Raw genomic sequence first — 22,829 nt, 5'->3', positions numbered from 1 at the left:
GCCGCCCCTTTTACCTGCGGGATCAACCATGTGCGGAATCGTCGGCGTCGTCAGCAATGCTCCTGTCAACCAGCTGATCTATGACGCGCTGCTGCTGCTGCAGCACCGCGGCCAGGATGCGGCCGGCATCGTGACCCAGCAGGAGCGCAAGTTCTTCATGCACAAGGCCAAGGGCATGGTGCGTGACGTGTTCCGCACGCGCAACATGCGCGCGCTGCCGGGCAACTGCGGCCTGGGCCAGGCGCGCTATCCCACCGCTGGCAATGCCTACAGCGAGGAAGAGGCCCAGCCTTTCTATGTCAACGCACCGTTCGGCATCGTGCTGGTGCACAACGGCAACCTGACCAACGCCCACGCGCTCAAGGCCGAGCTGTTCAGCACCGATCACCGCCACACCAACACCGAGAGCGATTCCGAGGTGCTGCTGAACGTGTTGGCACATGAATTGGAGCGTTCAACGCGTGGCGTGCCACTCAACGCCTCCGAGGTGTTCGCGGCCGTGCGGGCCGTGCACAAGCGCGTGCGCGGCTCCTACGCCGTCGTCGCGCTGATCGCCGGTTACGGCCTGCTGGCCTTCCGCGATCCGTATGGCATCCGTCCGCTCGTGATGGGGCGCAGCGGCGACACCGTCATGGTCGCCAGCGAATCGGTGACGCTGGAAGGCACGGGCCACGAGTTCGAACGCAACGTGCAGCCCGGCGAGGCCGTGTTCATCGACCTGCAGGGCCAGGTGCACGCCGAGCAATGTGCCGAGTCGCCGCGGCTGAACCCCTGCATCTTCGAGTACGTCTACCTGGCGCGGCCCGATTCGGTCATGGACGGCATCTCGGTCTACCAGGCCCGCTTGAACCTGGGTGAAGCGCTGGCCAAGCGGCTGGTGTCGACCCTGCCGCCGAGCGGCGTGGACGTGGTGATCCCGATTCCCGAATCCAGCCGCCCCAGTGCCATGCAGCTGGCGCAGTTGCTGGGCATCCCGTACCGCGAAGGCTTCGTCAAGAACCGCTACGTGGGCCGCACCTTCATCATGCCGGGGCAGGGCGTGCGCAAGAAGTCCGTGCGCCAGAAGCTCAACGCCATCGCCAGCGAGTTCAAGGACCGCAACGTGCTGCTGGTCGACGACTCCATCGTGCGCGGCACCACCAGCCGAGAGATCGTGCAGATGGCGCGCGATGCCGGCGCCCGCAAGGTCTATCTGGCCAGCGCTGCACCACCGGTGCGCTACCCCAATGTCTACGGCATCGACATGCCGACCAAGGATGAACTGGTGGCGCACGGCCGCACGGTCGAGGAGATCCGCGCCATCATCGGTTGCGACGCGCTGATCTACCAGGACGTGGACGGCATGAAGAAGGCCATCGGCTCGTTGAACCCTGCCATCCATGGCTTCGATGCCTCGTGCTTCGATGGCGTCTACGTGACTGGCGACATTTCCGAAGGCGACATCGCCCGACTCAACGAGCGCCGCGTGGGCGGCAGCGAGGACGATGCCGACAGTTCGCGCCTGGCCCTGCCGAACGCCGAAGCCGCCTGATTTTCATTTTCGACATGCCGACCACTTCTGTCCGTACCCGTTTCGCTCCGTCGCCGACCGGCTTCATCCACCTGGGCAACATCCGCTCGGCGCTGTACCCCTGGGCCTTCGCGCGCGCCAGCGGCGGCACCTTCGTGCTGCGCATCGAGGACACCGACCTGGAGCGCTCCTCGCAGGCCGCCGTCGACGTGATCATCGAAGGCATGCGTTGGCTCGGCCTTGACCACGACGAAGGCCCGTTCTACCAGATGCAGCGCATCGCGCGCTACAAGGAAGTGCTGGCCCAGATGCAGGCGCAGGGCCTGGTCTACCCCTGCTACATGGGCGTGGCCGAACTCGACGCGCTGCGTGAGCGCCAGATGGCCAACAAGGAAAAGCCGCGCTACGACGGCACCTGGCGGCCCGAGCCCGGCAAGGTGCTGCCGCCGGTGCCGGAAGGTGTGCAACCGGTGCTGCGTTTCAAGAGCCCGCAGGATGGTGTGGTGGTCTGGGAGGACAAGGTCAAGGGGCGCATCGAAATCCGCAACGACGAACTCGACGACCTGGTGATCGCTCGGCCCGACGGTACGCCGACCTACAACTTCTGCGTGGTCGTCGACGACATCGACATGGAGATCACCCATGTGATCCGTGGCGACGACCACGTCAACAACACGCCGCGCCAGATCAACATCTTCCGTGCGCTCGGCAAGGAGCCTCCGGTCTACGCGCACCTGCCTACGGTGCTGAACGAAGTCGTGGACGAGCATGGCGAGAAGCGCGTGGAGAAGATGTCCAAGCGCTACGGTGCCAAGCCCGTCACGCAGTACCGCGACGAAGGCTATCTGCCCGACGCCCTGGTGAACTACCTCGCGCGCCTGGGCTGGAGCCACGGCGACGACGAGATCTTCAGCCGCGCGCAGTTCCTGGAGTGGTTCGACCTGGACCACCTGGGCCGCAGCGCCGCCCAGTTCGACGAAGCCAAGCTGCGCTGGGTCAACGCCCAGCACCTGAAGACCACGGCCGACGAAGTGCTCGCACCCCTGGTGGCCGAGCAGCTCGGCAAGCAGGGCATCACCCCGGACGAGCGCCTGCCCGCGATCTGCGGTTTGTTCAAGGACCGCTGCGACACCACGGTGGCTTTGGCCGACTGGGCCGCGGCCTTCTACCGCGGTGTGCAGCCCAAGCCGGAGGAACTGACGCAGCATGTGACCGACGCCGTGCGTCCTGCCATCGCAGCACTGGCCGACAAGCTGGAAAACGTGGCCTGGGAGAAACCGGCCATTGCTGCGGCGCTCAAGGAAGTGCTGGGCGCCCACGGACTCAAAATGCCGCAACTGGCCATGCCCGTGCGGGTGCTGGTCATGGGCACGGCCCAGACGCCGTCGCTCGATGCGGTGTTGGCGCTCTCCACGAAAAAAAATGTGATTGAAAGATTGCGAGGCGCTTGAAAAGCGTTCTATAATTTGAGGCTCGATAGATGACGACACATCAGGTTGAAAGACCTGTAAAACGTCGAAATTGACAACTACCCAAGGGGGTATAGCTCAGCTGGGAGAGCGCTTGCATGGCATGCAAGAGGTCAGCGGTTCGATCCCGCTTACCTCCACCAAGTAAGTTGTCGGTTCTGTCGATTGGATCCGTCCAACAAAATTTGACCCTATCGTCTAGAGGCCTAGGACATCACCCTTTCACGGTGAGTACCGGGGTTCGAATCCCCGTAGGGTCGCCAAGTTCGTAGCGCTTGGGTTGCCGCAAGGTGCCGAAGCTACCTACCAGGAGTGGTAGTTCAGTTGGTTAGAATACCGGCCTGTCACGCCGGGGGTCGCGGGTTCGAGTCCCGTCCACTCCGCCATATTTCCTTCAGGAGATCGACGGGCTTGCAGCAGAAATGTTGAAGCCCGTTTTATTTTGAAGATTGACGGTTCACCCGGGGGGTATAGCTCAGCTGGGAGAGCGCTTGCATGGCATGCAAGAGGTCAGCGGTTCGATCCCGCTTACCTCCACCACGTGAGCCGTCGGTCGGTCGGTCCTTGACCCTGTCGTCTAGAGGCCTAGGACATCACCCTTTCACGGTGAGTACCAGGGTTCGAATCGCCGTAGGGTTGGCAAGTTCGTAGCGCTTGGGCTGCCGCAAGGCGCCGAAGCTACCTACCAGGAGTGGTAGTTCAGTTGGTTAGAATACCGGCCTGTCACGCCGGGGGTCGCGGGTTCGAGTCCCGTCCACTCCGCCAAGAATGAAAACGGGTCACGCAAGCAATTGCGTGGCCCGTTTGTCTTTTGCGGTGCGCAGAAGAAGACAGGCGAAGGTTCAGCTTGGCGCGCGGCGGGCACGGGCCCGCGCCAGCGCGGCCTCGACCATGGCGCGCCGCGGATCGGCCGGAGTAGCGTTCGGCCCGGCGGACGGTACTTCTTCATGGAGCGGCGCTGGCGAGGGCGCATCGGATGGTGGCCGCGCCACATGCCGCGCATACCGCGCGCGCGCGGCCATCGCTTGACCCTGCGACCAGGCGGCCCAGCCGGTCAGGCTGCCACTTGCAGGCTCGAGGTGGATGCAGTCGACAGGGCAGACCGGAATGCAGAGTTCGCAGCCGGTGCAATGCGCTTCCAGGACCGTGTGCATGGCTTTGTTGCTGCCGATGATCGCGTCGACGGGGCAGGCCTTGAGGCACAGCGTGCAACCGATGCACCAGTCCTCGTCGATGAAAGCCATCTGGCGCGGCCCCTCGGCGCCGTAGGTCAGGTCGAGGGGTGGCGCGGCCCGGCCGGTCAGCTGCGCCAGACGCTCCACGCCCTCGGCGCCACCAGGTGGGCAGCGGTTGATGGGGGCTTGTTCATCGGCGATGGCTTGCGCGTAGGCCGCGCAATCGGGGTAGCCGCAGCGCGTGCACTGCGTCTGCGGCAGTTCGGCCAGCACGCGCTGGGCCAGGGCGGACACCGTGCTCAGGCGGCGCTCGTCTTCTTGGCAGCAGCGCGCGTTGTGGCGGTGCGTGCCACGGCGCCGCCGCGTGGCGTGCTGGGCTTGGCGCTGTGGTTGTGCGCGAGGATGAAGTCACGGACCTTGGGGTAGACACCTTCGCGCCAGCGCCGGCCACTGAAGATGCCATAGTGGCCCGCGCCCTTGACCTCGAAATGCTCACGCTGGTCGGCAGCGATGCCGCTGCACAGCCCATGCGCGGCGGCGGTCTGGCCCGAACCGGAGATGTCGTCGAGTTCGCCTTCGACGGTCAGCAGCGCGCAGCCCTGGATGTCCTGCGGCCGAACCAGCTCGGACACGCCCTTGGCGTTGCGGACCTGCCAGGTGCCATTGACAAGCTTGAAGTCCTGGAACACCGTGGCGATGGTTTCCAGGTAGTAATCGGCGTCCATGTCCAGCACCGCGTTGTACTCGTCGTAGAACTTGCGGTGGCTTTCGGCGCCGACGTCATCGCCCTGCAGCAGGTGCTCGAAATAGTCGTAGTGGCTCTTGGCGTGGTGGTCGGGGTTCATGGCCACGAAGCCCGCATGCTGCAGGAACCCTGGATACACGCGCCGGCCCGCGCCCGGGAAGGTCTGCGGAACGCGGTAGATCACATTGTTCTCGAACCACTCGAAGCTCTTGTGCATGGCCAGGTTGTTGACGGCCGTCGGCGACTTGCGCGCGTCGATGGGGCCGCCCATCATGGTCATGGACAGCGGCAGGCGCTCGCCGCGGGAAGCCATCAGCGAGACGGCGGCCAGCACCGGCACGGTGGGCTGGCAGACGCTCATCACGTGGCAGTCGCCGTAGACAGACTGCAGGTGGCGGATGAATTCCTGGACGCAGTTGACGTAGTCGTCCAGGTGGAACTCACCATCGGAGAGCGGCACGGTGCGCGCGTTCTTCCAGTCGGTGATGTAGACCTTGTGGCCGCCCAGCATCGACTTGACCGTGTCGCGCAGCAGGGTTGCATAGTGGCCCGACAGAGGGGCGACGATCAGCACCGCGGGCTGGCCTTTGAGGGTGGCGAGCGTGCCGCCGTCGTCGGTGAAGCGCTTGAAACGGCGCAACTCGCAGAAGGGCTTGTTGACCTCCACGCGTTCGTGGATGGCGACGTCCACGCCGCCCACGGTCACGGTCTGCAGACCGAACACCGGTTTCTCATAGTCCTTGCCCAGCCGGTACAGCAGGTCGTAGCCGGCGGCCACGCGCTGGGCGAAGGGGTTCTGGCCCAGCGGCGACGCCGGGTTGCCGAACAGCTTGGAGGCGGCATTTGCAAACTCGGCAAATGGCTCCATGAGGGAGCGTTGGGCTTCGTAGATCTGGTACAGCATCGCAGGGAAGGAGAGAAGAGAAGGATGTACAGCGCATTCTTGCTGCACTGCAGCAATATAGCAGTTGTCAAGCTGGCGTGCATGACGGGAAACACCAATGCAGTGCGCAATGCCCCATTTGCGCACGCTCTTGCATTCCGTTCTTGCACGCCATGGGTGCGCCTATAGCGGCGACCGCGCACCACTACACTGCCTGGCATGCTGAACGGTTTGTGGCTGGGCTTCTTTCTGACCGCGGCCGCCAGTGCCGGCTGGCGCTGGTTGATGGAAGGCGAAGCAGAGGTCTTCGCCGCGATGGTGCAGGCGCTGTTCGCCATGGCCAAGCTGGCGGTGGAGGTCATGGTGCTGCTGTTCGGCACCCTGACGCTGTGGCTTGGCTTTCTGCGCATCGCCGAACAGGCGGGCCTGGTCAACTGGCTGGCCCGGCTGCTGTCGCCGCTGCTGTGTCGGCTGATGCCGCAGGTGCCGCCGGGCCATCCGGCGCTGGGGCTGATCACGCTGAACTTCGCCGCCAATGCGCTCGGCCTGGACAATGCGGCCACCCCGATCGGCCTCAAGGCCATGCGCTCGCTGCAGGAACTCAACCCGAGCGCCACGGTGGCCAGCAATGCCCAGATTCTGTTCCTCGTCCTGAACGCTTCGGCGCTGACGCTGTTGCCGGTCAGCATCTTCATGTACCGCGCTCAGCAGGGGGCGGCCGACCCGACGCTAGTCTTTCTGCCCATCCTCTTGGCCAATGCGGCTGGCACGCTGGTGGCGTTGCTGGCCGTGGCTGCCGTTCAGCGCTTGAAGCTGTGGGATCCGGTGGTGCTGGCGTACCTGGTCCCTGGCGCCCTGCTGATGGGCGGCTTCATGGCACTGCTGGCGGGCCTGTCGGCCACGGCGCTGGCGGCCTTGTCCTCGCTGCTGGGCAACCTGACGATGTTCGCCATCGTGCTGCTGTTCCTCCTAGCGGGCGCGCTGCGCCGCGTGCCGGTCTATGAAGCCTTCGTCGACGGGGCCAAGGAGGGCTTCGACGTAGCCAGGAACCTGCTGCCCTACCTCGTCGCGATGCTGTGCGCCGTCGGGGTGCTGCGGGCTTCAGGTGCGCTCGACCTGGCGCTGGATGGCCTGCGCAGGCTCGTCTCGCTGGCGGGCTGGGACACGCGCTTCGTCGATGCCATGCCGACGGCACTGGTCAAACCCTTCTCCGGCAGCGCGGCGCGTGCGTTGCTGCTCGAGACCATGCAGAGCCAGGGCGTGGATAGCTTCGCCGCGCTGCTGGCCGCAACGGTGCAGGGCAGCACCGAGACCACCTTCTATGTGCTGGCGGTGTACTTCGGCGCCGTCGGGATCCAGCGTGCGCGCCATGCCGTGGCCTGCGCCGTGCTTGCCGATGTGGCTGGCATCCTGGCCTCGATCGGCGTCTGCTACTGGTTTTTCGGCTGACCGCAGCATGCAAAACGCCGCGCGGTGCGCGGCGTTTTCAAGGCGCATCAGCAGCCCGTCAGATGACCTTGGCGATGCTGGCGCAGACGTAGTCGATGTTCTTGCTGTTCAGCGCTGCCACGCACATGCGGCCGGTGTCGGTACCGTAGACGCCGAATTCGTTGCGCAAGCGCACCATCTGGTCCTTGTTGAGGCCCGAGTAGCTGAACATGCCCACCTGGGTCGTGATGAAGCCCATGTCCTGCTGCACGCCGGCGGCCTTGAGTTTCTCGACCAAGGCCACGCGCATCTGCTTGATGCGCGTGCGCATGCCGGCCAGTTCTTCTTCCCACAACGCGCGCAGTTCGGGCGTGTTCAGCACCGAGGCCACCACGCTGCCGCCGTGCGTGGGCGGGTTGCTGTAGTTGGTGCGGATCATGATCTTGAGCTGGCTCAGAACGCGGTCGGCCTCGGCCTTGTCTTGGCACAGTACAGACAGCGCGCCGACGCGCTCGCCGTACAGGCTGAAGCTCTTGCTGAACGAGGTCGACACGAAGAAGGACAGGCCAGCAGCCAGGGCCTTGGATACCGCCACGCCGTCTTCTGCGATGCCTTGGCCGAAGCCCTGGTAGGCCATGTCCAGGAAGGGCACGAGCTGGCCCGCCTTGACCGTGGCGATGACCTGGTCCCATTGGGCTGGCGTGATGTCGTAGCCCGTGGGGTTGTGGCAGCAGGCATGCAGCACCACCACGGTGCCGGGCGCGGCGGCCTTCAGGTCGGCCAGCATGCCGTCGAAATCGACGCCCCGCTTGGCAGCGTCGTAGTAGCGGTGGCTCTGCACCTCGAAGCCCGCCTGCGTGAACAGCGCGCGGTGGTTCTCCCAGCTCGGGTCGCTGATCAGCACCTTGGCGTTCGGGTTCAGGCGCTTCAGGAAGTCGGCGCCGATCTTCAGCCCGCCGGTGCCACCCAGGCCCTGCACGGTGGCGACCCGGCCGCTCTTGACAGGTTCGCTGTCGGCCCCAAATACCAGGTTCTTCACGGCGCTGTCATAGGCCGCGATACCGTCGATGGGCAGATAACCGCGGGCCTTGGGAGCTTGCATCATGGCTTGTTCGGCCTTTTGCACGCACGCCAGCAGCGGCAGCTTGCCGTTGTCGTCGTAGTAGACACCGACGCCCAGGTTGACCTTGTTGGGGTTGGTGTCGGCGGCAAACTGCTCGTTCAGACCCAGGATCGGGTCGCGCGGTGCCATCTCGACGGCGGAGAACAAAGACATTGAAGTTCCTGCAGAGGGTTGTCGCTAGCGGGGAGGGCCGTGCTGCGCTAGCCTATCGGGTTGCCCCTCGCTCAGCACGCGAGGAAGCCGGCGACGGCCGTGCACCAATTTTAAGCATTCCTGTCACGATCGGATTCCCTGATGTCAGAAGTTCTGGAACCACCTGCCGAAGAGAAGAAGGGCGAGTTCGTCCGTTTCCCAGGTTCGCCCTTCGAACTGTTCCAGCCCTATCCGCCGGCCGGCGACCAGCCGGAGGCGATCGACAAGCTCGTCGAGGGCGTGCGCGACGGGGAGGTGTTCCAGACCCTGTTGGGCGTGACTGGTTCGGGCAAGACGTACACCATGGCCAATGTGGTGGCGCGGCTGGGCCGGCCCGCGATCGTGTTTGCGCCCAACAAGACGCTGGCCGCGCAGTTGTACAGCGAGTTCCGCGAGTTCTTCCCGAAGAACGCCGTGGAGTACTTCGTGAGCTACTACGACTATTACCAGCCCGAGGCCTATGTGCCGCAGCGCGATCTGTTCATCGAGAAGGATTCGGCGATCAACGAGCACATCGAGCAGATGCGGCTGTCGTGCACGAAGAGCATCCTGGAGCGGCGCGATGTGTTGATCGTGGCCACGGTGTCGGCGATCTATGGCATTGGTGAGCCCGAGAGCTACCACCGCATGATCATGACGCTGCGGGCTGGCGACAAGCTGGGCCAGCGGGACGTGATCGCCCAGCTGATCCGCATGCAATACCAGCGCAACGACCAGGATTTCCAGCGCGGCAAGTTCCGCGTGCGCGGCGACACCATCGACGTGTTCCCGGCCGAGCACTCCGAGCTGGCGATCCGCATCGAGCTCTTCGACGACGAAATCGAGACGCTGCAGCTGTTCGACCCCCTGACCGGCCGGATCAAGCAGAAGATTCCGCGCTTCACGGTCTACCCCAGCAGCCATTACGTGACTCCGCGCGACAAGGTGCTCACGGCCGTGGAAACCATCAAGCTGGAACTGAGCGACCGGCTCAAGGAGCTTGTGGCAGCCGGCAAGTTGGTCGAGGCGCAGCGCCTGGAGCAGCGCACGCGCTTTGACCTGGAAATGCTCAGCGAGGTGGGCCATTGCAAGGGGATCGAGAACTACACGCGGCACCTGTCGGGTGCGGCCCCTGGTGATCCGCCGTCCACACTGACCGACTATCTGCCCAAGGATGCCGTGATGTTCCTGGACGAGAGCCACGTGCTGATCGGCCAGCTGGGCGCCATGTACAACGGCGACCGTTCGCGCAAGACCACGCTGGTCGAGTACGGCTTTCGGCTGCCGAGCGCGCTGGACAACCGGCCGCTCAAGTTCGAGGAGTTCGAACGGCGCATGCGCCAGGCGATCTTCGTCTCGGCCACGCCGGCCGACTACGAGAAGACCCACGCCGGCCAGGTGGTGGAGCAGGTGGTGCGGCCGACCGGCCTGGTCGACCCCGAGGTGGAGGTGCGCCCCGCCGCTACCCAGGTGGACGACGTGCTGCAGGAGATTCGGCTGCGCGTGGAGCGCAACGAGCGCGTGCTGATCACCACGCTGACCAAGCGCATGGCAGAGCAGCTGACCGACTACCTGGCTGACAACGGCGTCAAGGTGCGCTACCTGCATTCGGACATCGACACTGTGGAGCGCGTGGAGATCCTGCGCGACCTGCGCCTGGGCAGCTTCGACGTGCTGGTGGGGATCAACCTGCTGCGCGAAGGCCTGGACATTCCCGAGGTGTCGCTGGTCGCCATCCTGGATGCCGACAAGGAGGGCTTCCTGCGTTCGGAGCGCTCTTTGATCCAGACCATCGGCCGGGCTGCGCGCAACCTGCAGGGCCGGGCCATCCTCTACGCTGACCGCATCACCGATTCCATGCGCCGCGCCATCGACGAGACCGAGCGCCGGCGCATCAGGCAGGTGGCGCACAACGAGGCCCGGGGCATCACGCCACGGGCCATCGTCAAGAAGGTGCGTGACCTCATCGACGGTGTCTACAGCGAAAAGAGCGGCAAGGAGGCCGAGCGCATCGAGCAGGCCGCGATGCAGCGCGCCAAGGTCGAGGACATGAGCGAGAAGGACGTGGCGCGCGAGATCAAGCGGCTGGAAAAGCAGATGCTGGAGCATGCCCGCAACCTGGAGTTCGAAAAGGCCGCCCGTGTGCGCGACCAACTGGCGCAGCTCAAGGCCCAGGCCTTCGGTGCAGCGGGCGATGACCACGTCCCGGGCGTGTGACCCTTAACCCGACCGATTCAATAGGGATTTCTGCTATACTTGAGTTAATTGATCGGGAACAAAAGCGCATCGAAGAAGTCCATCGCTGAGGGCTCCAAACCGCTTCCACATCGTCAACGAGTGAAGAGCTGGTGAAAAGCGCGTCGGGCTGGGTGAGACCCCGCTCCGGCTTCAACGGTAGATCAAGCAATTGAGAAGGAGCTTGCGATGCGTCTGACAACCAAGGGCCGTTTTGCGGTCACAGCCATGATCGATCTGGCATTGCGCCAGAACAACGGTCCGGTCACGCTGGCGGCCATCAGCCAGCGCCAGCAGATCTCCCTGTCGTACCTGGAGCAACTGTTCGGCAAGCTGCGCCGCCATGACCTGGTGGAGTCCACGCGCGGCCCGGGCGGCGGTTACACGCTGGGCCGCAAGGCGACCGAGATCACCGTGGCCGACATCATCGTCTCGGTCGACGAGCCCATCGACGCCACCCACTGCGGCGGCAAGGAAAACTGCCTGGGCGAGGCCGGCCGCTGCATGACGCACGAGTTGTGGGCTGCACTGAACCAGCGCATGGTCGAGTTCCTCGATTCCGTGACACTGCAAAAGCTCGTCGATGACCAGATTGCCAAGGGTGTGCAGGTCGAGAGCAAGCCCATGCTCAAGCGCGCCATTTCGCCGCAGCCGGTGGTCAAGCCGATCCGCGTGAACGCGCCCAACTCCGTGTTCGCGCTGGGCAACGCGTTCGCCAAATCCTGAACCCTCTCGCGTCTTTGCGCCCGCCATTTCCAGCCAGCCGCGACTGAAAGCTAGCCAATGTCAAGCACGCCCCATTTCCCGATCTACATGGACTACAGCGCCACCAACCCCTGCGACGAGCGGGTGGTGGACGCCATGATTCCTTGGCTGCGGGAGCATTTCGGCAACCCCGCATCGCGCAGCCATGCCTGGGGCTGGGAAGCCGAGGCAGCCGTCGAGAAGGCGCGCGAGCAGGTTGCAGCGCTGATCGGTGCAGACCCGCGGGAGATCATCTGGACTTCCGGCGCCACGGAATCGGACAACCTGGCAATCAAGGGCGCCGCCCAGTTCTACAAGGGCAAGGGCAAGCACATCATCACGGTCAAGACCGAGCACAAGGCCGTGCTCGACACGTGCCGCGAGCTGGAGCGCCAGGGCTTCGAAGTCACCTACATGGACGTGCAGCCGGACGGGCTGCTGGACCTGGCTGCGTTCGAAGCGGCGATCCGCCCCGACACCATCCTGGCCAGCGTGATGTTCGTGAACAACGAGATCGGCGTGGTGCAGGACATCGCGGCCATCGGCGAGATCTGCCGTGCCAGGGGCGTGGTGTTCCATGTGGACGGCGCCCAGGCCACGGGACGCGTCGAGATCGACCTGGCCACGCTCAAGGTCGACCTCATGAGCCTGACCTCGCACAAGACCTACGGCCCCAAGGGCATCGGTGCGCTGTACGTGCGCCGCAAGCCCCGCATCCGCATCGAGGCGCAGATGCATGGTGGCGGTCATGAGCGTGGCATGCGCTCTGGCACGCTGCCTACGCACCAGATCGTCGGCATGGGCGAGGCCTACCGCATCGCCAAGGAAGAGATGGCGGTGGAGAACCAGCGCATCCAGGCGCTGCACGACCGCATGCTCAAGGGCCTGCAGGACATCGACCAGGTGTTCATCAATGGCCACGCCACCCGGCGCGTGCCGCACAACTTGAACATGAGCTTCAACTTCGTCGAAGGCGAGTCGTTGATCATGGGCATCAAGGGCCTTGCCGTGTCCAGCGGTTCCGCCTGCACTTCGGCCAGCCTGGAGCCCAGCTATGTGCTGCGTGCGCTGGGCCGCAGCGACGAGCTGGCCCACAGCAGCCTGCGCATGACGATCGGCCGCTGGACCACCGAGGCCGACATCGACTACGCCGTGCAGACCATCCGCCAGAACGTGGACAAGCTGCGCGAGTTGAGCCCGCTGTGGGAGATGTACCAGGATGGCGTCGACATCTCGTCGATCCAGTGGACTGCGCATTGAACACACAACACACAGAGTGAGAGAACCATGGCTTATTCGGACAAGGTCGTAGACCACTACGAGAACCCGCGCAACGTCGGCTCCTTCGACAAGGGCGACGATTCCATCGGCACCGGCATGGTCGGGGCGCCGGCCTGTGGCGACGTGATGAAGCTGCAGATCAAGGTCAACCCGCAGACCGGTGTGATCGAGGATGCGCGTTTCAAGACCTATGGCTGCGGTTCGGCCATCGCCTCGTCCTCGCTCGTGACCGAGTGGGTCAAGGGCAAGACGCTGGACGAGGCCGCTGCGCTCAAGAACAGCCAGATCGCCGAAGAGCTCGCGCTGCCGCCGGTCAAGATCCATTGCTCCATCCTGGCCGAAGACGCCATCAAGGCGGCGGTGGACGACTACCGCAAGAAGCGGACGGGCGACGCGACGGTGCACTGAGATGGCAGTGACCTTGACCGAGGCGGCTGCCCGCCATGTCAACCGTTACCTGTCCAAGCGCGGCAAGGGCGTCGGCGTGCGCCTGGGTGTCAAGACCACCGGCTGTTCAGGCCTGGCTTACAAGCTCGAGTACGTCGACGAGGCCGCGCCCGAAGACCTGGTGTTCGAGGAGCACGGCATCAAGGTGCTGATCGATCCGAAGAGCCTGGCCTACCTGGATGGCACCAAGCTCGACTTCGTGCGTGAAGGCCTGAACGAAGGCTTTCGCTTCGAGAACCCGAACGAGCGCGACAAGTGCGGTTGCGGCGAGAGCTTCCGCGTCTGACCCTGCGCTCCATCCCGGCAACCGCCATGGCGCACTGCGTGATGGCGGTTTTTTCTTGGGTGCGCCACCTGCGTGCACAGTGACCATGAACCTGCAGTCCACCGATTTCGAACTGTTCGATGTGCCGCCCCGTTTTGCGCAGGACCTCGATGCCCTGCAGCAGCGCTGGAAGGCGTTGCAGCGCGAAGCCCATCCCGACCGATTCAGCGCCCATGGCGCGGCGGCGCAACGCGTCGCCATGCAGTGGTCGGTGCGCATCAACGAAGCTTGGCAGCGCCTGCGTGATCCGCTGCGGCGCGCGGCCTACCTGTGCGAACTGAACGGCGCGCCCGTCGACGTGCATGGCAACACCAAGATGCCGCCAGCCTTCCTGGTGCAGCAGATGGAATGGCACGAGCAGTTGGACGACGCGCGCAGTGCGCAGGACTTCGACGCGCTGGACCGGGAACTGGCCGCCACGCATGCCCAGGGGCTCGCCCGCTGCGCGCAGTTGCTGGACGAGGCGGGCGACTTCGCCGCGGCCGCGGCCGAGGTCCGGGCGCTGATGTTCGTCGAGCGCCTGCAGGCCGGCGTGGACGACAAGCGCGATGCCAGTGCAACCGAAGGGGGCGCTGCTTCCGGGGGACAATGAAACCATGGCGCTTCTACAGATTTCCGAACCCGGCTTTTCGCCCGATCCCCACCAGCGCCGCATCGCCGTCGGCATCGACCTGGGCACCACGCATTCGCTCGTGGCGGCCGTGCGCAACGGCGTGGCCGAGTGCCTGCCCGACGAGCAGGGCCGTGTGATCCTGCCGTCGGTCGTGCGCTATCTCGCCGCCGCGGCCGGTGGCTCGGGCCGCCAGATCGGCCACGAGGCATTGGCCGCGCAGACCACCGACGCAGAGAACACCATCGCCTCGGTCAAGCGGCTCATGGGCCGCGGCGCGGCCGATGTTGCCGCTGCAGGCTTGCCGTACCGCTTCGCTGCCGGCGAAGGTGCGGGCATGTTGCGCATCGAGACCGCGGCCGGCCCCAAGACACCGGTGGAAGTCAGTGCCGAGATCCTGGCCACGCTGCGGTTTCGGGCCGAAGACAGTTTCAACGACGATCTGCACGGCGCGGTGATCACGGTGCCGGCCTACTTCGACGATGCCCAGCGCCAGGCCACCAAGGATGCAGCCCAGCTGGCGGGCGTCCATGTGCTGCGCCTCATCAACGAGCCGACCGCGGCCGCCATCGCCTACGGCCTGGACAACGCGGCCGAGGGCGTCTATGCGGTCTACGACCTGGGCGGCGGCACCTTCGACATCTCCATCCTGCGCCTGTCGCGCGGCGTGTTCGAGGTCATTGCGGCCGGTGGCGATTCCGCACTTGGCGGCGACGATTACGACCACGCGCTGGCCGATTGGGCGCAGCAGGCCAGCGGCGTGCGGGCCGAGGGCGCGCAGCAGCAGGTCGCTTTGCGCCGGGCTGCGCGCGCCGCCAAGGAACAGCTGACGGACCAGGATCGCACCACGCTGCGCGTGCAGCTGGGCGGGCGTGAGCTGGCCGTGGAAGTGACCCGTGCCGACTTCGAGGCCAGCACGGCCGCCTTGACGGCCCGCACCGTCGTCTCTGTGCGCAAGGCGCTGCGGGACGCCAAGCTGAGCCCGGCCGAGGTGCAGGGCACGGTGCTGGTCGGTGGTGCCACGCGCATGCCGCAGGTGCGCAGCGCGGTCGAGGCCTTCTTCGGCAAGCCGCCGCTGACCAACCTGAACCCCGACGAGGTCGTCGCGCTCGGCGCTGCCATCCAGGCCGACCAACTGGCCGGCAACAGCGGCGCGGCCGACCTGCTGCTGCTCGATGTGATCCCGCTGTCGCTCGGCATCGAGACCATGGGTGGCTTGGTCGAGCGCATCGTGCCGCGCAACCAGACCATCCCGACCGCGATGGCGCAAGACTTCACAACCTACCAGGACGGCCAGACCGCGCTGGCGCTGCACGTGGTGCAGGGTGAGCGCGACCTCGTGGCCGACTGCCGCAGCCTGGCGCGCTTCGTCTTGCGTGGCATCCCGCCGATGGCGGCCGGCGCGGCGCGCATCCGCGTCACCTTCACGGTCGATGCCGATGGGCTGCTGACGGTCAGCGCGCGCGAGCAGGGCAGCGGTGTGGAAGCCAGCGTCGATGTGAAGCCGTCCTACGGCCTCAGCGACGACGAGATTGCGCGCATGCTGCAGGACAGCTTCAGCACCGCCGGCCAGGACATGCAGGCCCGCGCGTTGGTCGAAGCCCGTGTCGAGCTCGACCGCATGCTGCTGGCCACGCGCAGCGCCCTGGAGGCCGATGGCGATCTGCTGCCGGCACCCGAGCGCGCCGCCATCGACGCCCTGGTCGCTGCGGCGCAAGATGCGCGTGCGGCCGACCAGGTGCAGGCCATGACCGCCGCCACCGAGGGCCTGGCCAAGGGCACGGAGGCTTTCGCCGCCCTGCGCATGAACGCTGGCATCCGCAACGCCCTGTCCGGTAAGAACATCGAGTCCGTCTGATCCCCATGCCCGTCATCAAGGTCCTTCCCCATCCCGAATTCTGTCCCGCCGGCGCGGAACTGCGTGCCGCGCCCGGCACCAGCGTCTGCGAGGCCTTGCTGGACAACGGCATCGCCATCGAGCACGCCTGCGACATGAGTTGCGCCTGCACCACCTGCCACGTGATCGTGCGCCAGGGTTTCAACACGCTCGAGGAGCCTCAGGAAGAAGAAGAAGACCTGCTGGACAAGGCGTGGGGCCTGGAGCCGCAGTCGCGCCTGTCCTGCCAGGTCATGCTCGGCAAGGACGACCTGACGGTCGAGATCCCCAAGTACACGATCAACCACGCGCGCGAGAACCACTGATGCGCCAGATCGTCCTCGACACCGAGACCACGGGCCTGTCGGCCGCCACCGGCGACCGCATCATCGAGATCGGTTGCGTGGAGCTGCTCAACCGCAAGCTCACAGGCAACAACAAGCACTTCTACCTGAACCCCGAGCGCGACAGCCACGAGGACGCGCTCAAGGTCCACGGCATCAGCAACGAGTTCCTGCGCGACAAGCCGAAGTTCGCACAGGTCGCCGACGAGCTGCTGGACTACCTGCGGGGCGCCGAGATCATCATCCACAACGCGCCGTTCGACGTGGGCTTCCTGAACAAGGAACTCGAGTTGCTCGGCCGTGGCCCGATCTCGGGCGTCGTCGACAACGTGGTCGATTCGCTGGTGATGGCCAAGGAGATGTTCCCGGGCAAGCGCAACTCGCTCGACGCGTTGTGCGGCCGCCTGGAGGTCGACAACTCGGGTCGCACCTTGCATGGCGCCTTGCTCGATGCCGAACTGCTGGCCGACGTCTACATCAACATGACGCGTGGGCAGGACGCGCTGTTGATCGAAGTCGAGACCGAGGACGAGACCGTCACCACCCGCGAGGTGCCCCGCATCGACCTGTCCAGCATCGTGCTGCCCATCCTGGTCGCAAGCGAGGAAGAGGTCGCTGCGCACGAGGCCGTGCTCGCCCAACTCGACAAGTCGACCGGTGGAAAAACAATTTGGCGGATGGCCGAAAAAACTATGGCATAATGACAGGCTTTCCTGAACAAGATTCAGGGCGGTTAGCTCAGGGGTAGAGCACTGCCTTCACACGGCAGGGGTCGCAGGTTCGAAGCCTGCACCGCCCACCAAGACAGAAGCCTCGTCGATCACTGATCGACGAGGCTTTTTTCTTTGTGTCGCGAGAGGGCTTGCGGAATCAGGGCTGCTGCAGGTCGCGCACGAAGGCTTCGAGCTGGGTGGCCGACAACGGCCGGCTGAACAGGTAGCCCTGGGCTTCGTCGCAGCCTTGCTGGCGCAGGAAGCGCAGCTGCGCCTCCGTCTCCACACCTTCTGCGATGGTCTGCAGGCCCAGGCTGCTGGCCATGTGGATGATGGCGGCGACGATGGCGCGGTCGTCCGCGTCGACGCTGATGTCGCGCACGAAGGACTGGTCGATCTTGAGCTTGTAGGCGCGAAAGCGCTTGAGGTAGCTCAGCGATGAATGGCCGGTGCCGAAATCGTCGATCGACACGCGCAGGCCGCGCTCGTGCAGCGCCTGCAACACGGCGATGGCATGTTGCGGGTCTTGCATGGCGGCGCCTTCCGTCAGCTCCAGCTCCAGGTCGGACGGTACGAGGCCTGCCTCGCGCAGAACGTCGTCGATCAGCGCGGGCAGCTGGGTCTGCTGCAACTGCATGGCCGACAGGTTGACGGCCATGGTCAGGCCGGGCAGGCCGCGGTCGCGCCAGGCCTTGAGCTGGAAGGCGGCGTTGCGCAGCGCCCACTCGCCGAGCGTGTCGATGAGGCCACAGGCTTCGGCCAGTGGAATGAACTCGGCCGGGGAGACATTGCCCAGTTCCGGGTGGCGCCAGCGCAGCAGCGCCTCGACACCGCTCACGTGGCCGCTGCGCAGGTCCACCATGGGCTGAAAGGCCAGTGTGAACTGCTGGCGTTCCAGTGCGCGGCGTAGCGCGTTCTCCATTGCCAGAGCGCGCGCCGCCTCGCTCTGCATGGCCGGCGTGAAGAAGCGGTAGGCGCTGCCGCCGTTGCGCTTGGCCTGGTGCACAGCGGCGTCGGCGCGCTGTGTGAGCGTGTCGAAGTCCTCGCCGTCCTGCGGGTACATCGCGATGCCGATGGAGGAAGAGATGCTCAGCTCGCGCTGCGCGATGTCGTAGACGGGCTCGGTGCTCGCCATGAGCTTGTCGGCCACGTGCGCCGCGCCATGCACATCGGTATCGGGCAGCACGAGCATGAACTCGTCGCCGCCCAGGCGGGCGACGAGGTCGCGTTCACGCACGGCCGAACGCAGGCGCTTCGCCAGCGCGGCCAGCAACTGGTCGCCAATGCGGTGCCCCAATGAATCGTTGACGTACTTGAAGCGGTCCAGGTCCAGGTACAGCATGGCCAGCGGCTTGCTGCCTGCATGCGCCTGCGCGATCGCCTGCGTGGCATCGCGCGCCAGCAGCGTGCGGTTGGGCAGGCTGGTCAGCTCGTCGATGTCGGCTTGGCGCCAGGCGCGCGAAGCGCTTTCTGCGTACTGCGCGACCTGCTGTTGCAGCAGCAGCACCTGGCGTTGCAACGCGTCCGCCGGGTCCGGGGCCAGTCCCACATCCGTCAGCAGCCAGACCATGCCGGCTTCCGGCCGGCCGGCGTTCTGCGCCTGCACGCGCGCATGGCAGCGCAGTGCGCTGCCGTCCTGGCGCTGCAGCGTCAGATCCGCGTCGAACACCTGGCCGGACTTCAGCGCGGCGGCACAACGGCGCTCCACCTCGGCCCACTGCGCATCGTCCGCATGCCAGGCGCGCGACGACCGCCCCACGAGGTCCTGCGCGGCATACCCCAGCATGGCGGCAAACGGCGCATTGCAGTACTGGATGCGCAGCTCACGCAGCCAAGCCACGCCGGCGGGCAGGGTGTCCAACACCGTGCGCAGCCCGTCGGATGGCGTGGAAAGCGAAGGAGAGTCCTGTAACGCGAGCAGTGGGCCGGCCATGGGGATCAGTCTTCGAGCGGCGAGATGCCGACCACCACCAGGGAAAGGTTGTCGCCGCCGCCACGCGCACGCGAGCGGGCCTTGTCCACCAGCAGTTCGGCGGCATCGCGCGGCGAGACCGCCGCCAGCAGGAGACCGAGCTCGGCGTCGTTGAAGTAGTGCCACAAGCCATCGCTGCACGCCAGCAGCACGTCGCCGGGCGCGAGCTGTCCGATGCGGTGCTCGTTCAACGGCGGGTCGGCCTCGCTGCCCAGGCAGCCGACCAGGATGTTGGAGTCGGGATGGACGCGCGCCTGCTCCTCGCTCAGCTCGCCGCGGTCCACCAGCGACTGCACATACGAATGGTCGCGTGTGCGGTGGATCAGCCGGCCCTTGTGGAAGTGGTAGATGCGCGAATCGCCGACATGGGCCCACTGGCAGTCGCCCTGGGGCAGCACCAGGAAGGCAGCGATCGTGCTGTGCGGCTCCTGCTCAGCCGAGATGGCCGTCAGCTTGATCACCATGTGCGCCTGCGCGACCACGCTGCGCAGCAGTGCAGCGCTGTCGTCGCTGACCGGGTCGAAGCGCTCGAACAGCTGGCGCGCGGTCAGCTGCACCTGGTCGGCGGCCTCGCGGCCGCCGCTGCGCCCTCCCATGCCATCGGCCACCACACCGAGCAGGCAGCCCTTGATGCGCGGATGCTGCAGCAGTGCCACCTGATCCTGCTGGTACTGCCGATCGCCCTTGTGGATGCCGGTCGCGGCGCTGATCCGGAATCCTTGGGGTGGCGGCTGGGGCATCGTGGGTGCTGGGCTTCTTGTAACGAGCGCGTATTATCAAACGATCCGACGCATGTCCCGTGCGCGCCGGCTCCCATCTTGTCTGCCAATCTCCACTCTCCCGAACGCCAGCTGATCGAGCTGCGCATCGAGCATGCCGACCTCGACGCCCTGGTGGACCGCATGGTCCACGCCACACCCGTCGACGAGTTGCTGGTGCAGCGCCTGAAGAAGCGCCGCCTCGCCTTGCGCGACCGCATCGCGCGGCTGGAGTGGCAACTCGAGCCCAAGGAGCCCGCGTGAACGCAGACGCTGGCGCCGCGGTGCCGGCGCTGGTGCAGCAGGTGCGCGCGGCCTTCGCCGAAGGCGGCGTGCTGGCGCAGGCCGCCGACCATTACCGGCCGCGCCAAGGCCAGATCGACATGGCCGAGGCCGTGGCCCGCACCATCGCGGATGGCGGTGCCCTGGTCGTGGAGGCCGGCACCGGTGTCGGCAAGACCTTTTCCTATCTTGTGCCGGCGCTGCTCAGCGGCGAGCGCGTGCTGGTCTCCACCGCCACCAAGACCTTGCAAGACCAACTGTTCGGCCGCGACCTGCCGCGCCTGCGCGATGCACTGGGCCTGGCCCCGCGCGCGGCCTTGCTCAAGGGGCGCAGCAGCTACCTGTGCCTGCACCGCATGCGTCAGGCCGGCCAGACACTGGCCCGTGAGGAGACTGCGGCCTGGCGCACGCTGACGGCGGTGCAGCACTGGGCAACGGCCACGCGCACGGGCGATCTGGCCGAGCTGGCTGGCCTGGACGAGCGCTCGCCCGTCACCCCGCTGGTCAGTTCCACGCGCGAGAACTGCCTGGGCAGCGACTGCCCCGATTTCCAGGCCTGCCATGTTTACCGCGCGCGGCGCGAGGCCATGGCGGCCGACGTGGTGGTGGTCAATCACCACCTTTTCTTTGCCGACATGGCGATGCGCGAGTCGGGCATGGCCGAACTGCTGCCCACGGTGCGCGTGGCGATCTTCGACGAGGCGCATCAACTCAACGAGACCGGTGTGCAGTTCCTCGGCCAACAGCTGGGCACGGGCCAGCTGCTGGATTTCGTGCGCGACGCCCTGGCCACGGTGCGGCCGCTGGCGGGTGGCCTGGTCGACTGGCAGGCCGAACTGGAGCCCGTGGAGCGCAACGCGCGCGATCTGCGCATGCTGGCCGGGCCGGCGGCGCCCGGCACGCGCCTGCGCTGGCTCGGGCAGGCCCCCGAGGGGCTCGACGTGAACGAATGGGCCGATACCCTGCAGGCGCTGGCGGCGGCGCTGCAGCGCTTGTGCGGTTGGCTGGAGGGTGTGGCCGCCATGTCGCCCGACCTCGCGCGTCTGCACGCACGCGCAGCTGCGCTGGTCGAGCGCGTGGCCCAGTTCGCGGCGGTGGGTGCCGACGGCGTGGTGCGCTGGGTCGATGTGGGCCTGCAGCTGCGGCTGGTGGAGGCGCCGCTCTCCATCGGCTCCGCCGTGCAGGCGCAGCTGTTGCAGCAGCCCGGCCGCGCTTATGTCTTCACCTCGGCCACGCTGGGAGACGACCCGGGCCTGCACTGGTTCACCGAACCGTGTGGGCTGGAGCAGGCCGAGATCCTGCGGGTGGACAGTCCGTTCGACTACGCGCGCCAGGCTGCGCTGTACGTGCCGCGCAACTTGCCCAAGCCGGCCGATGCCGCGCACGGTGGCGCCGTGGCCGCGCTGGTTGCCGACGCGGCCAGGCGGCTGGGTGGGCGCACCTTGGTGTTGACCACCACGCTGCGTGCGCTGCGCAACATCGGCCAGGCATTGCAGGCTCAACTGCAAGGGCAGCTGGAGGTGCTGGTGCAGGGCCAGATGGCGCGCCAGCGCATCCTGGACCGCTTCCGCGAGGGCGGGCAGGGCGGCGCCTCGGGCTGTGTGCTGGTGGCCTCGGCCTCGTTCTGGGAGGGCGTGGATGTACCGGGCGATGCGCTGCAGCTGGTGGTCATCGACAAACTGCCGTTTCCGCCGCCGAACGACCCGCTGGTCGAAGCGCGTGCCCAGCAGATCGAGCAGGCCGGCGGCAGTGCCTTCAAGGAGTATTTCCTGGCCGAAGCCGCAGTGGCGCTCAAGCAGGGGGCCGGGCGGCTGATCCGCCGCGAGAGCGACCGCGGCGTGCTGGTCGTGGGGGATACCCGTCTGGTGCAGATGGGCTATGGCAAGCGACTGCGGGCGGCGTTGCCGCCGATGCGTCAGCTGCAGGACGAGGCTGAATTCCTGCAGGCGCTGGAGGCGCTCGGGCCTACCAGACCTTCCACCACGGATCGTCTTTGGGCTTGAAGCCGCCGCGCTGCACGTAGGCGCTCTGCGGGTAGTTGGTCTCCAGCACGCGGCGGGCATCGTCACGCAACTGGGTCATGCCCAGCGCTTCATAGCTCCTGTAGATGATGTACAGCGCCTCTTCCAGGGCCGGCACTTCCCGGTAGTCGGCCAGCGCGATCTGGGCGCGGTTGATGGCGGCCACGTAAGCGCCGCGCGTGTAGTAGTAGCGCGCCACATGCACTTCGTACTGCGCCAGCGAATTGACGATGTAGTTCATGCGCTGGCGCGCATCGGGCGTGTAGCGCGAGTCCGGGAAGCGCGTCACCAGTTCCTTGAAGGATTCGAACGAATCCTTGGCGGCCTTCTGGTCTCGCTCGGACAGGTCCTGCCGGCTGATGAACGCGAACATCCCCATGTTCTCATTGAAGTTCACGATGCCCTTGAGGTACAGCGCGTAGTCGAGCGCCGGGCTGGCCGGGTGCAGCTTGATGAAGCGGTCCAGCGTGGCGATCGCCTGGGCCTGCTCGTTCGACTTGTGGTACGCGTAGGCCTTTTCCAGCTGGGCCTGTTGCGCCAGCGGCGTACCCGCGGCGCGGCCTTCGAGCTTCTCGAAGAGCGTGATGGCGCGCTCGTAGCCGCCCGAGCCGAGTTCTTCCTTGGCCTCGCTGTAGATGCGGTTCGGGCTCCAGTTCGCGGTCTCGTCTACCGTCTTGGTCGCACAGCCCACCAAGGCCGCGGCCAGCAGCAGTGGCG

20 protein-coding genes and 7 tRNA genes are annotated in these 22,829 nt (G+C 66.2%); 21 read left to right on the top strand and 6 right to left on the bottom strand.

The window, feature by feature from the left end:
- The first annotated feature begins 28 nt into the window (after nucleotides 1-28).
- The 8 genes from purF to DES41_RS02040 all read left to right on the top strand — a co-directional run bounded on the left by purF (nucleotide 29) and on the right by DES41_RS02040 (nucleotide 3,744).
- Nucleotides 29-1,531 carry an amidophosphoribosyltransferase gene (gene purF / locus DES41_RS02070; protein ID WP_114465438.1) on the top strand — a complete coding sequence of 501 codons (1,503 nt, stop codon included), beginning with the start codon at nucleotides 29-31 and terminating at the stop codon, nucleotides 1,529-1,531.
- 14 nt (nucleotides 1,532-1,545) lie between these two features.
- On the top strand, nucleotides 1,546-2,961 hold the full coding sequence (gene gltX / locus DES41_RS02065; protein WP_114465436.1) for a glutamate--tRNA ligase: 1,416 nt from the start codon (nucleotides 1,546-1,548) through the stop codon (nucleotides 2,959-2,961).
- A gap of 85 nt (nucleotides 2,962-3,046) precedes the next feature.
- Nucleotides 3,047-3,122 (top strand) — tRNA-Ala (locus DES41_RS02060).
- A 44-nt stretch (nucleotides 3,123-3,166) separates the two neighbouring features.
- A tRNA-Glu gene (locus tag DES41_RS02055) sits at nucleotides 3,167-3,242 on the top strand.
- A 46-nt stretch (nucleotides 3,243-3,288) separates the two neighbouring features.
- A tRNA-Asp gene (locus DES41_RS02050) sits at nucleotides 3,289-3,365 on the top strand.
- Nucleotides 3,366-3,443: 78 nt separating this feature from the next.
- Nucleotides 3,444-3,519 (top strand) — tRNA-Ala (locus tag DES41_RS02045).
- 26 nt (nucleotides 3,520-3,545) lie between these two features.
- Nucleotides 3,546-3,618: transfer RNA gene (locus DES41_RS38295), tRNA-Glu, on the top strand.
- 49 nt (nucleotides 3,619-3,667) lie between these two features.
- A tRNA-Asp gene (locus tag DES41_RS02040) sits at nucleotides 3,668-3,744 on the top strand.
- Between the two features lie 77 nt (nucleotides 3,745-3,821).
- On the opposite strand, the gene DES41_RS02035 is transcribed toward DES41_RS02040, so the two are convergent.
- On the bottom strand, nucleotides 3,822-4,448 hold the full coding sequence (locus tag DES41_RS02035; RefSeq protein ID WP_114465435.1) for an RnfABCDGE type electron transport complex subunit B: 627 nt from the start codon (nucleotides 4,446-4,448) through the stop codon (nucleotides 3,822-3,824).
- Nucleotides 4,449-4,453: 5 nt separating this feature from the next.
- The gene (locus tag DES41_RS02030) at nucleotides 4,454-5,803 is read right to left on the bottom strand and encodes a polyhydroxyalkanoate depolymerase (protein WP_114465433.1); all 1,350 of its coding nucleotides are present in this window, start codon (nucleotides 5,801-5,803) and stop codon (nucleotides 4,454-4,456) included.
- A gap of 198 nt (nucleotides 5,804-6,001) precedes the next feature.
- Between DES41_RS02030 and DES41_RS02025 the strand changes: the two genes are divergently transcribed.
- Complete coding sequence (locus DES41_RS02025) at nucleotides 6,002-7,231, top strand: nucleoside recognition domain-containing protein (RefSeq protein WP_114465431.1); 1,230 nt, start codon at nucleotides 6,002-6,004, stop codon at nucleotides 7,229-7,231.
- 58 nt (nucleotides 7,232-7,289) lie between these two features.
- On the opposite strand, the gene DES41_RS02020 is transcribed toward DES41_RS02025, so the two are convergent.
- Nucleotides 7,290-8,486, bottom strand: a complete 1,197-nt coding sequence (locus DES41_RS02020) for an amino acid aminotransferase (protein WP_114465429.1) — start codon at nucleotides 8,484-8,486, stop codon at nucleotides 7,290-7,292.
- A gap of 141 nt (nucleotides 8,487-8,627) precedes the next feature.
- Between DES41_RS02020 and uvrB the strand changes: the two genes are divergently transcribed.
- From uvrB to DES41_RS01970, 10 genes are all read left to right on the top strand, one after another.
- Nucleotides 8,628-10,721 (top strand): excinuclease ABC subunit UvrB, encoded by a 2,094-nt coding sequence (uvrB, locus tag DES41_RS02015; RefSeq protein ID WP_114465427.1) that lies wholly within the window; start codon nucleotides 8,628-8,630, stop codon nucleotides 10,719-10,721.
- Nucleotides 10,722-10,928: 207 nt separating this feature from the next.
- Nucleotides 10,929-11,465 carry a Fe-S cluster assembly transcriptional regulator IscR gene (iscR, locus tag DES41_RS02010; protein WP_056900234.1) on the top strand — a complete coding sequence of 179 codons (537 nt, stop codon included), beginning with the start codon at nucleotides 10,929-10,931 and terminating at the stop codon, nucleotides 11,463-11,465.
- Between the two features lie 57 nt (nucleotides 11,466-11,522).
- The gene (locus DES41_RS02005; RefSeq protein ID WP_114465425.1) at nucleotides 11,523-12,743 is read left to right on the top strand and encodes an IscS subfamily cysteine desulfurase; all 1,221 of its coding nucleotides are present in this window, start codon (nucleotides 11,523-11,525) and stop codon (nucleotides 12,741-12,743) included.
- A 27-nt stretch (nucleotides 12,744-12,770) separates the two neighbouring features.
- Nucleotides 12,771-13,172: a Fe-S cluster assembly scaffold IscU gene (gene iscU, locus DES41_RS02000; RefSeq protein ID WP_114465423.1), complete on the top strand. Its 402-nt coding sequence runs from the start codon at nucleotides 12,771-12,773 to the stop codon at nucleotides 13,170-13,172.
- Between the two features lies 1 nt (nucleotide 13,173).
- A complete protein-coding gene (iscA, locus tag DES41_RS01995) occupies nucleotides 13,174-13,497 on the top strand; it encodes an iron-sulfur cluster assembly protein IscA (protein ID WP_114465421.1) in 324 nt (107 codons plus the stop codon).
- Nucleotides 13,498-13,582: 85 nt separating this feature from the next.
- The gene (hscB, locus tag DES41_RS01990; RefSeq protein ID WP_114465419.1) at nucleotides 13,583-14,128 is read left to right on the top strand and encodes a Fe-S protein assembly co-chaperone HscB; all 546 of its coding nucleotides are present in this window, start codon (nucleotides 13,583-13,585) and stop codon (nucleotides 14,126-14,128) included.
- A gap of 4 nt (nucleotides 14,129-14,132) precedes the next feature.
- Entirely contained in the window at nucleotides 14,133-16,004 is a 1,872-nt protein-coding gene (hscA, locus tag DES41_RS01985) for a Fe-S protein assembly chaperone HscA (RefSeq protein ID WP_114465418.1), read from the top strand.
- A gap of 5 nt (nucleotides 16,005-16,009) precedes the next feature.
- Nucleotides 16,010-16,348: an ISC system 2Fe-2S type ferredoxin gene (gene fdx, locus DES41_RS01980; protein ID WP_114465416.1), complete on the top strand. Its 339-nt coding sequence runs from the start codon at nucleotides 16,010-16,012 to the stop codon at nucleotides 16,346-16,348.
- On the top strand, nucleotides 16,345-17,067 hold the full coding sequence (gene dnaQ / locus DES41_RS01975; protein WP_114466787.1) for a DNA polymerase III subunit epsilon: 723 nt from the start codon (nucleotides 16,345-16,347) through the stop codon (nucleotides 17,065-17,067). Before fdx ends, dnaQ begins: the two co-directional genes overlap by 4 nt.
- Nucleotides 17,068-17,093: 26 nt before the next feature.
- Nucleotides 17,094-17,168: transfer RNA gene (locus tag DES41_RS01970), tRNA-Val, on the top strand.
- 68 nt (nucleotides 17,169-17,236) lie between these two features.
- Here DES41_RS01970 and DES41_RS01965 read toward each other — a convergent pair.
- Both DES41_RS01965 and DES41_RS01960 read right to left on the bottom strand, forming a co-directional pair.
- Nucleotides 17,237-19,012 (bottom strand): putative bifunctional diguanylate cyclase/phosphodiesterase, encoded by a 1,776-nt coding sequence (locus DES41_RS01965; RefSeq protein ID WP_114465414.1) that lies wholly within the window; start codon nucleotides 19,010-19,012, stop codon nucleotides 17,237-17,239.
- Nucleotides 19,013-19,017: 5 nt separating this feature from the next.
- Entirely contained in the window at nucleotides 19,018-19,791 is a 774-nt protein-coding gene (locus DES41_RS01960; protein ID WP_114465412.1) for a PP2C family protein-serine/threonine phosphatase, read from the bottom strand.
- Nucleotides 19,792-19,869: 78 nt separating this feature from the next.
- On the opposite strand from DES41_RS01960, the gene DES41_RS01955 reads away from it, so the two are divergent.
- A complete protein-coding gene (locus DES41_RS01955) occupies nucleotides 19,870-20,073 on the top strand; it encodes a YdcH family protein (RefSeq protein ID WP_114465410.1) in 204 nt (67 codons plus the stop codon).
- Complete coding sequence (yoaA, locus tag DES41_RS01950; RefSeq protein WP_484279514.1) at nucleotides 20,070-22,094, top strand: ATP-dependent DNA helicase; 2,025 nt, start codon at nucleotides 20,070-20,072, stop codon at nucleotides 22,092-22,094. The genes DES41_RS01955 and yoaA overlap by 4 nt, the downstream gene beginning before the upstream one ends.
- Here yoaA and DES41_RS01945 read toward each other — a convergent pair.
- Entirely contained in the window at nucleotides 22,057-22,824 is a 768-nt protein-coding gene (locus DES41_RS01945; protein WP_425466338.1) for an outer membrane protein assembly factor BamD, read from the bottom strand. The two genes, yoaA and DES41_RS01945, sit on opposite strands and share 38 nt — an antisense overlap.
- Nucleotides 22,825-22,829 lie beyond the last annotated feature (5 nt).

This window comes from Pseudorhodoferax soli, from assembly GCF_003337555.1.
Lineage (GTDB): Bacteria > Pseudomonadota > Gammaproteobacteria > Burkholderiales > Burkholderiaceae_C > Pseudorhodoferax > Pseudorhodoferax soli.
This window is presented reverse-complemented; position numbering and strand designations above follow the sequence as displayed.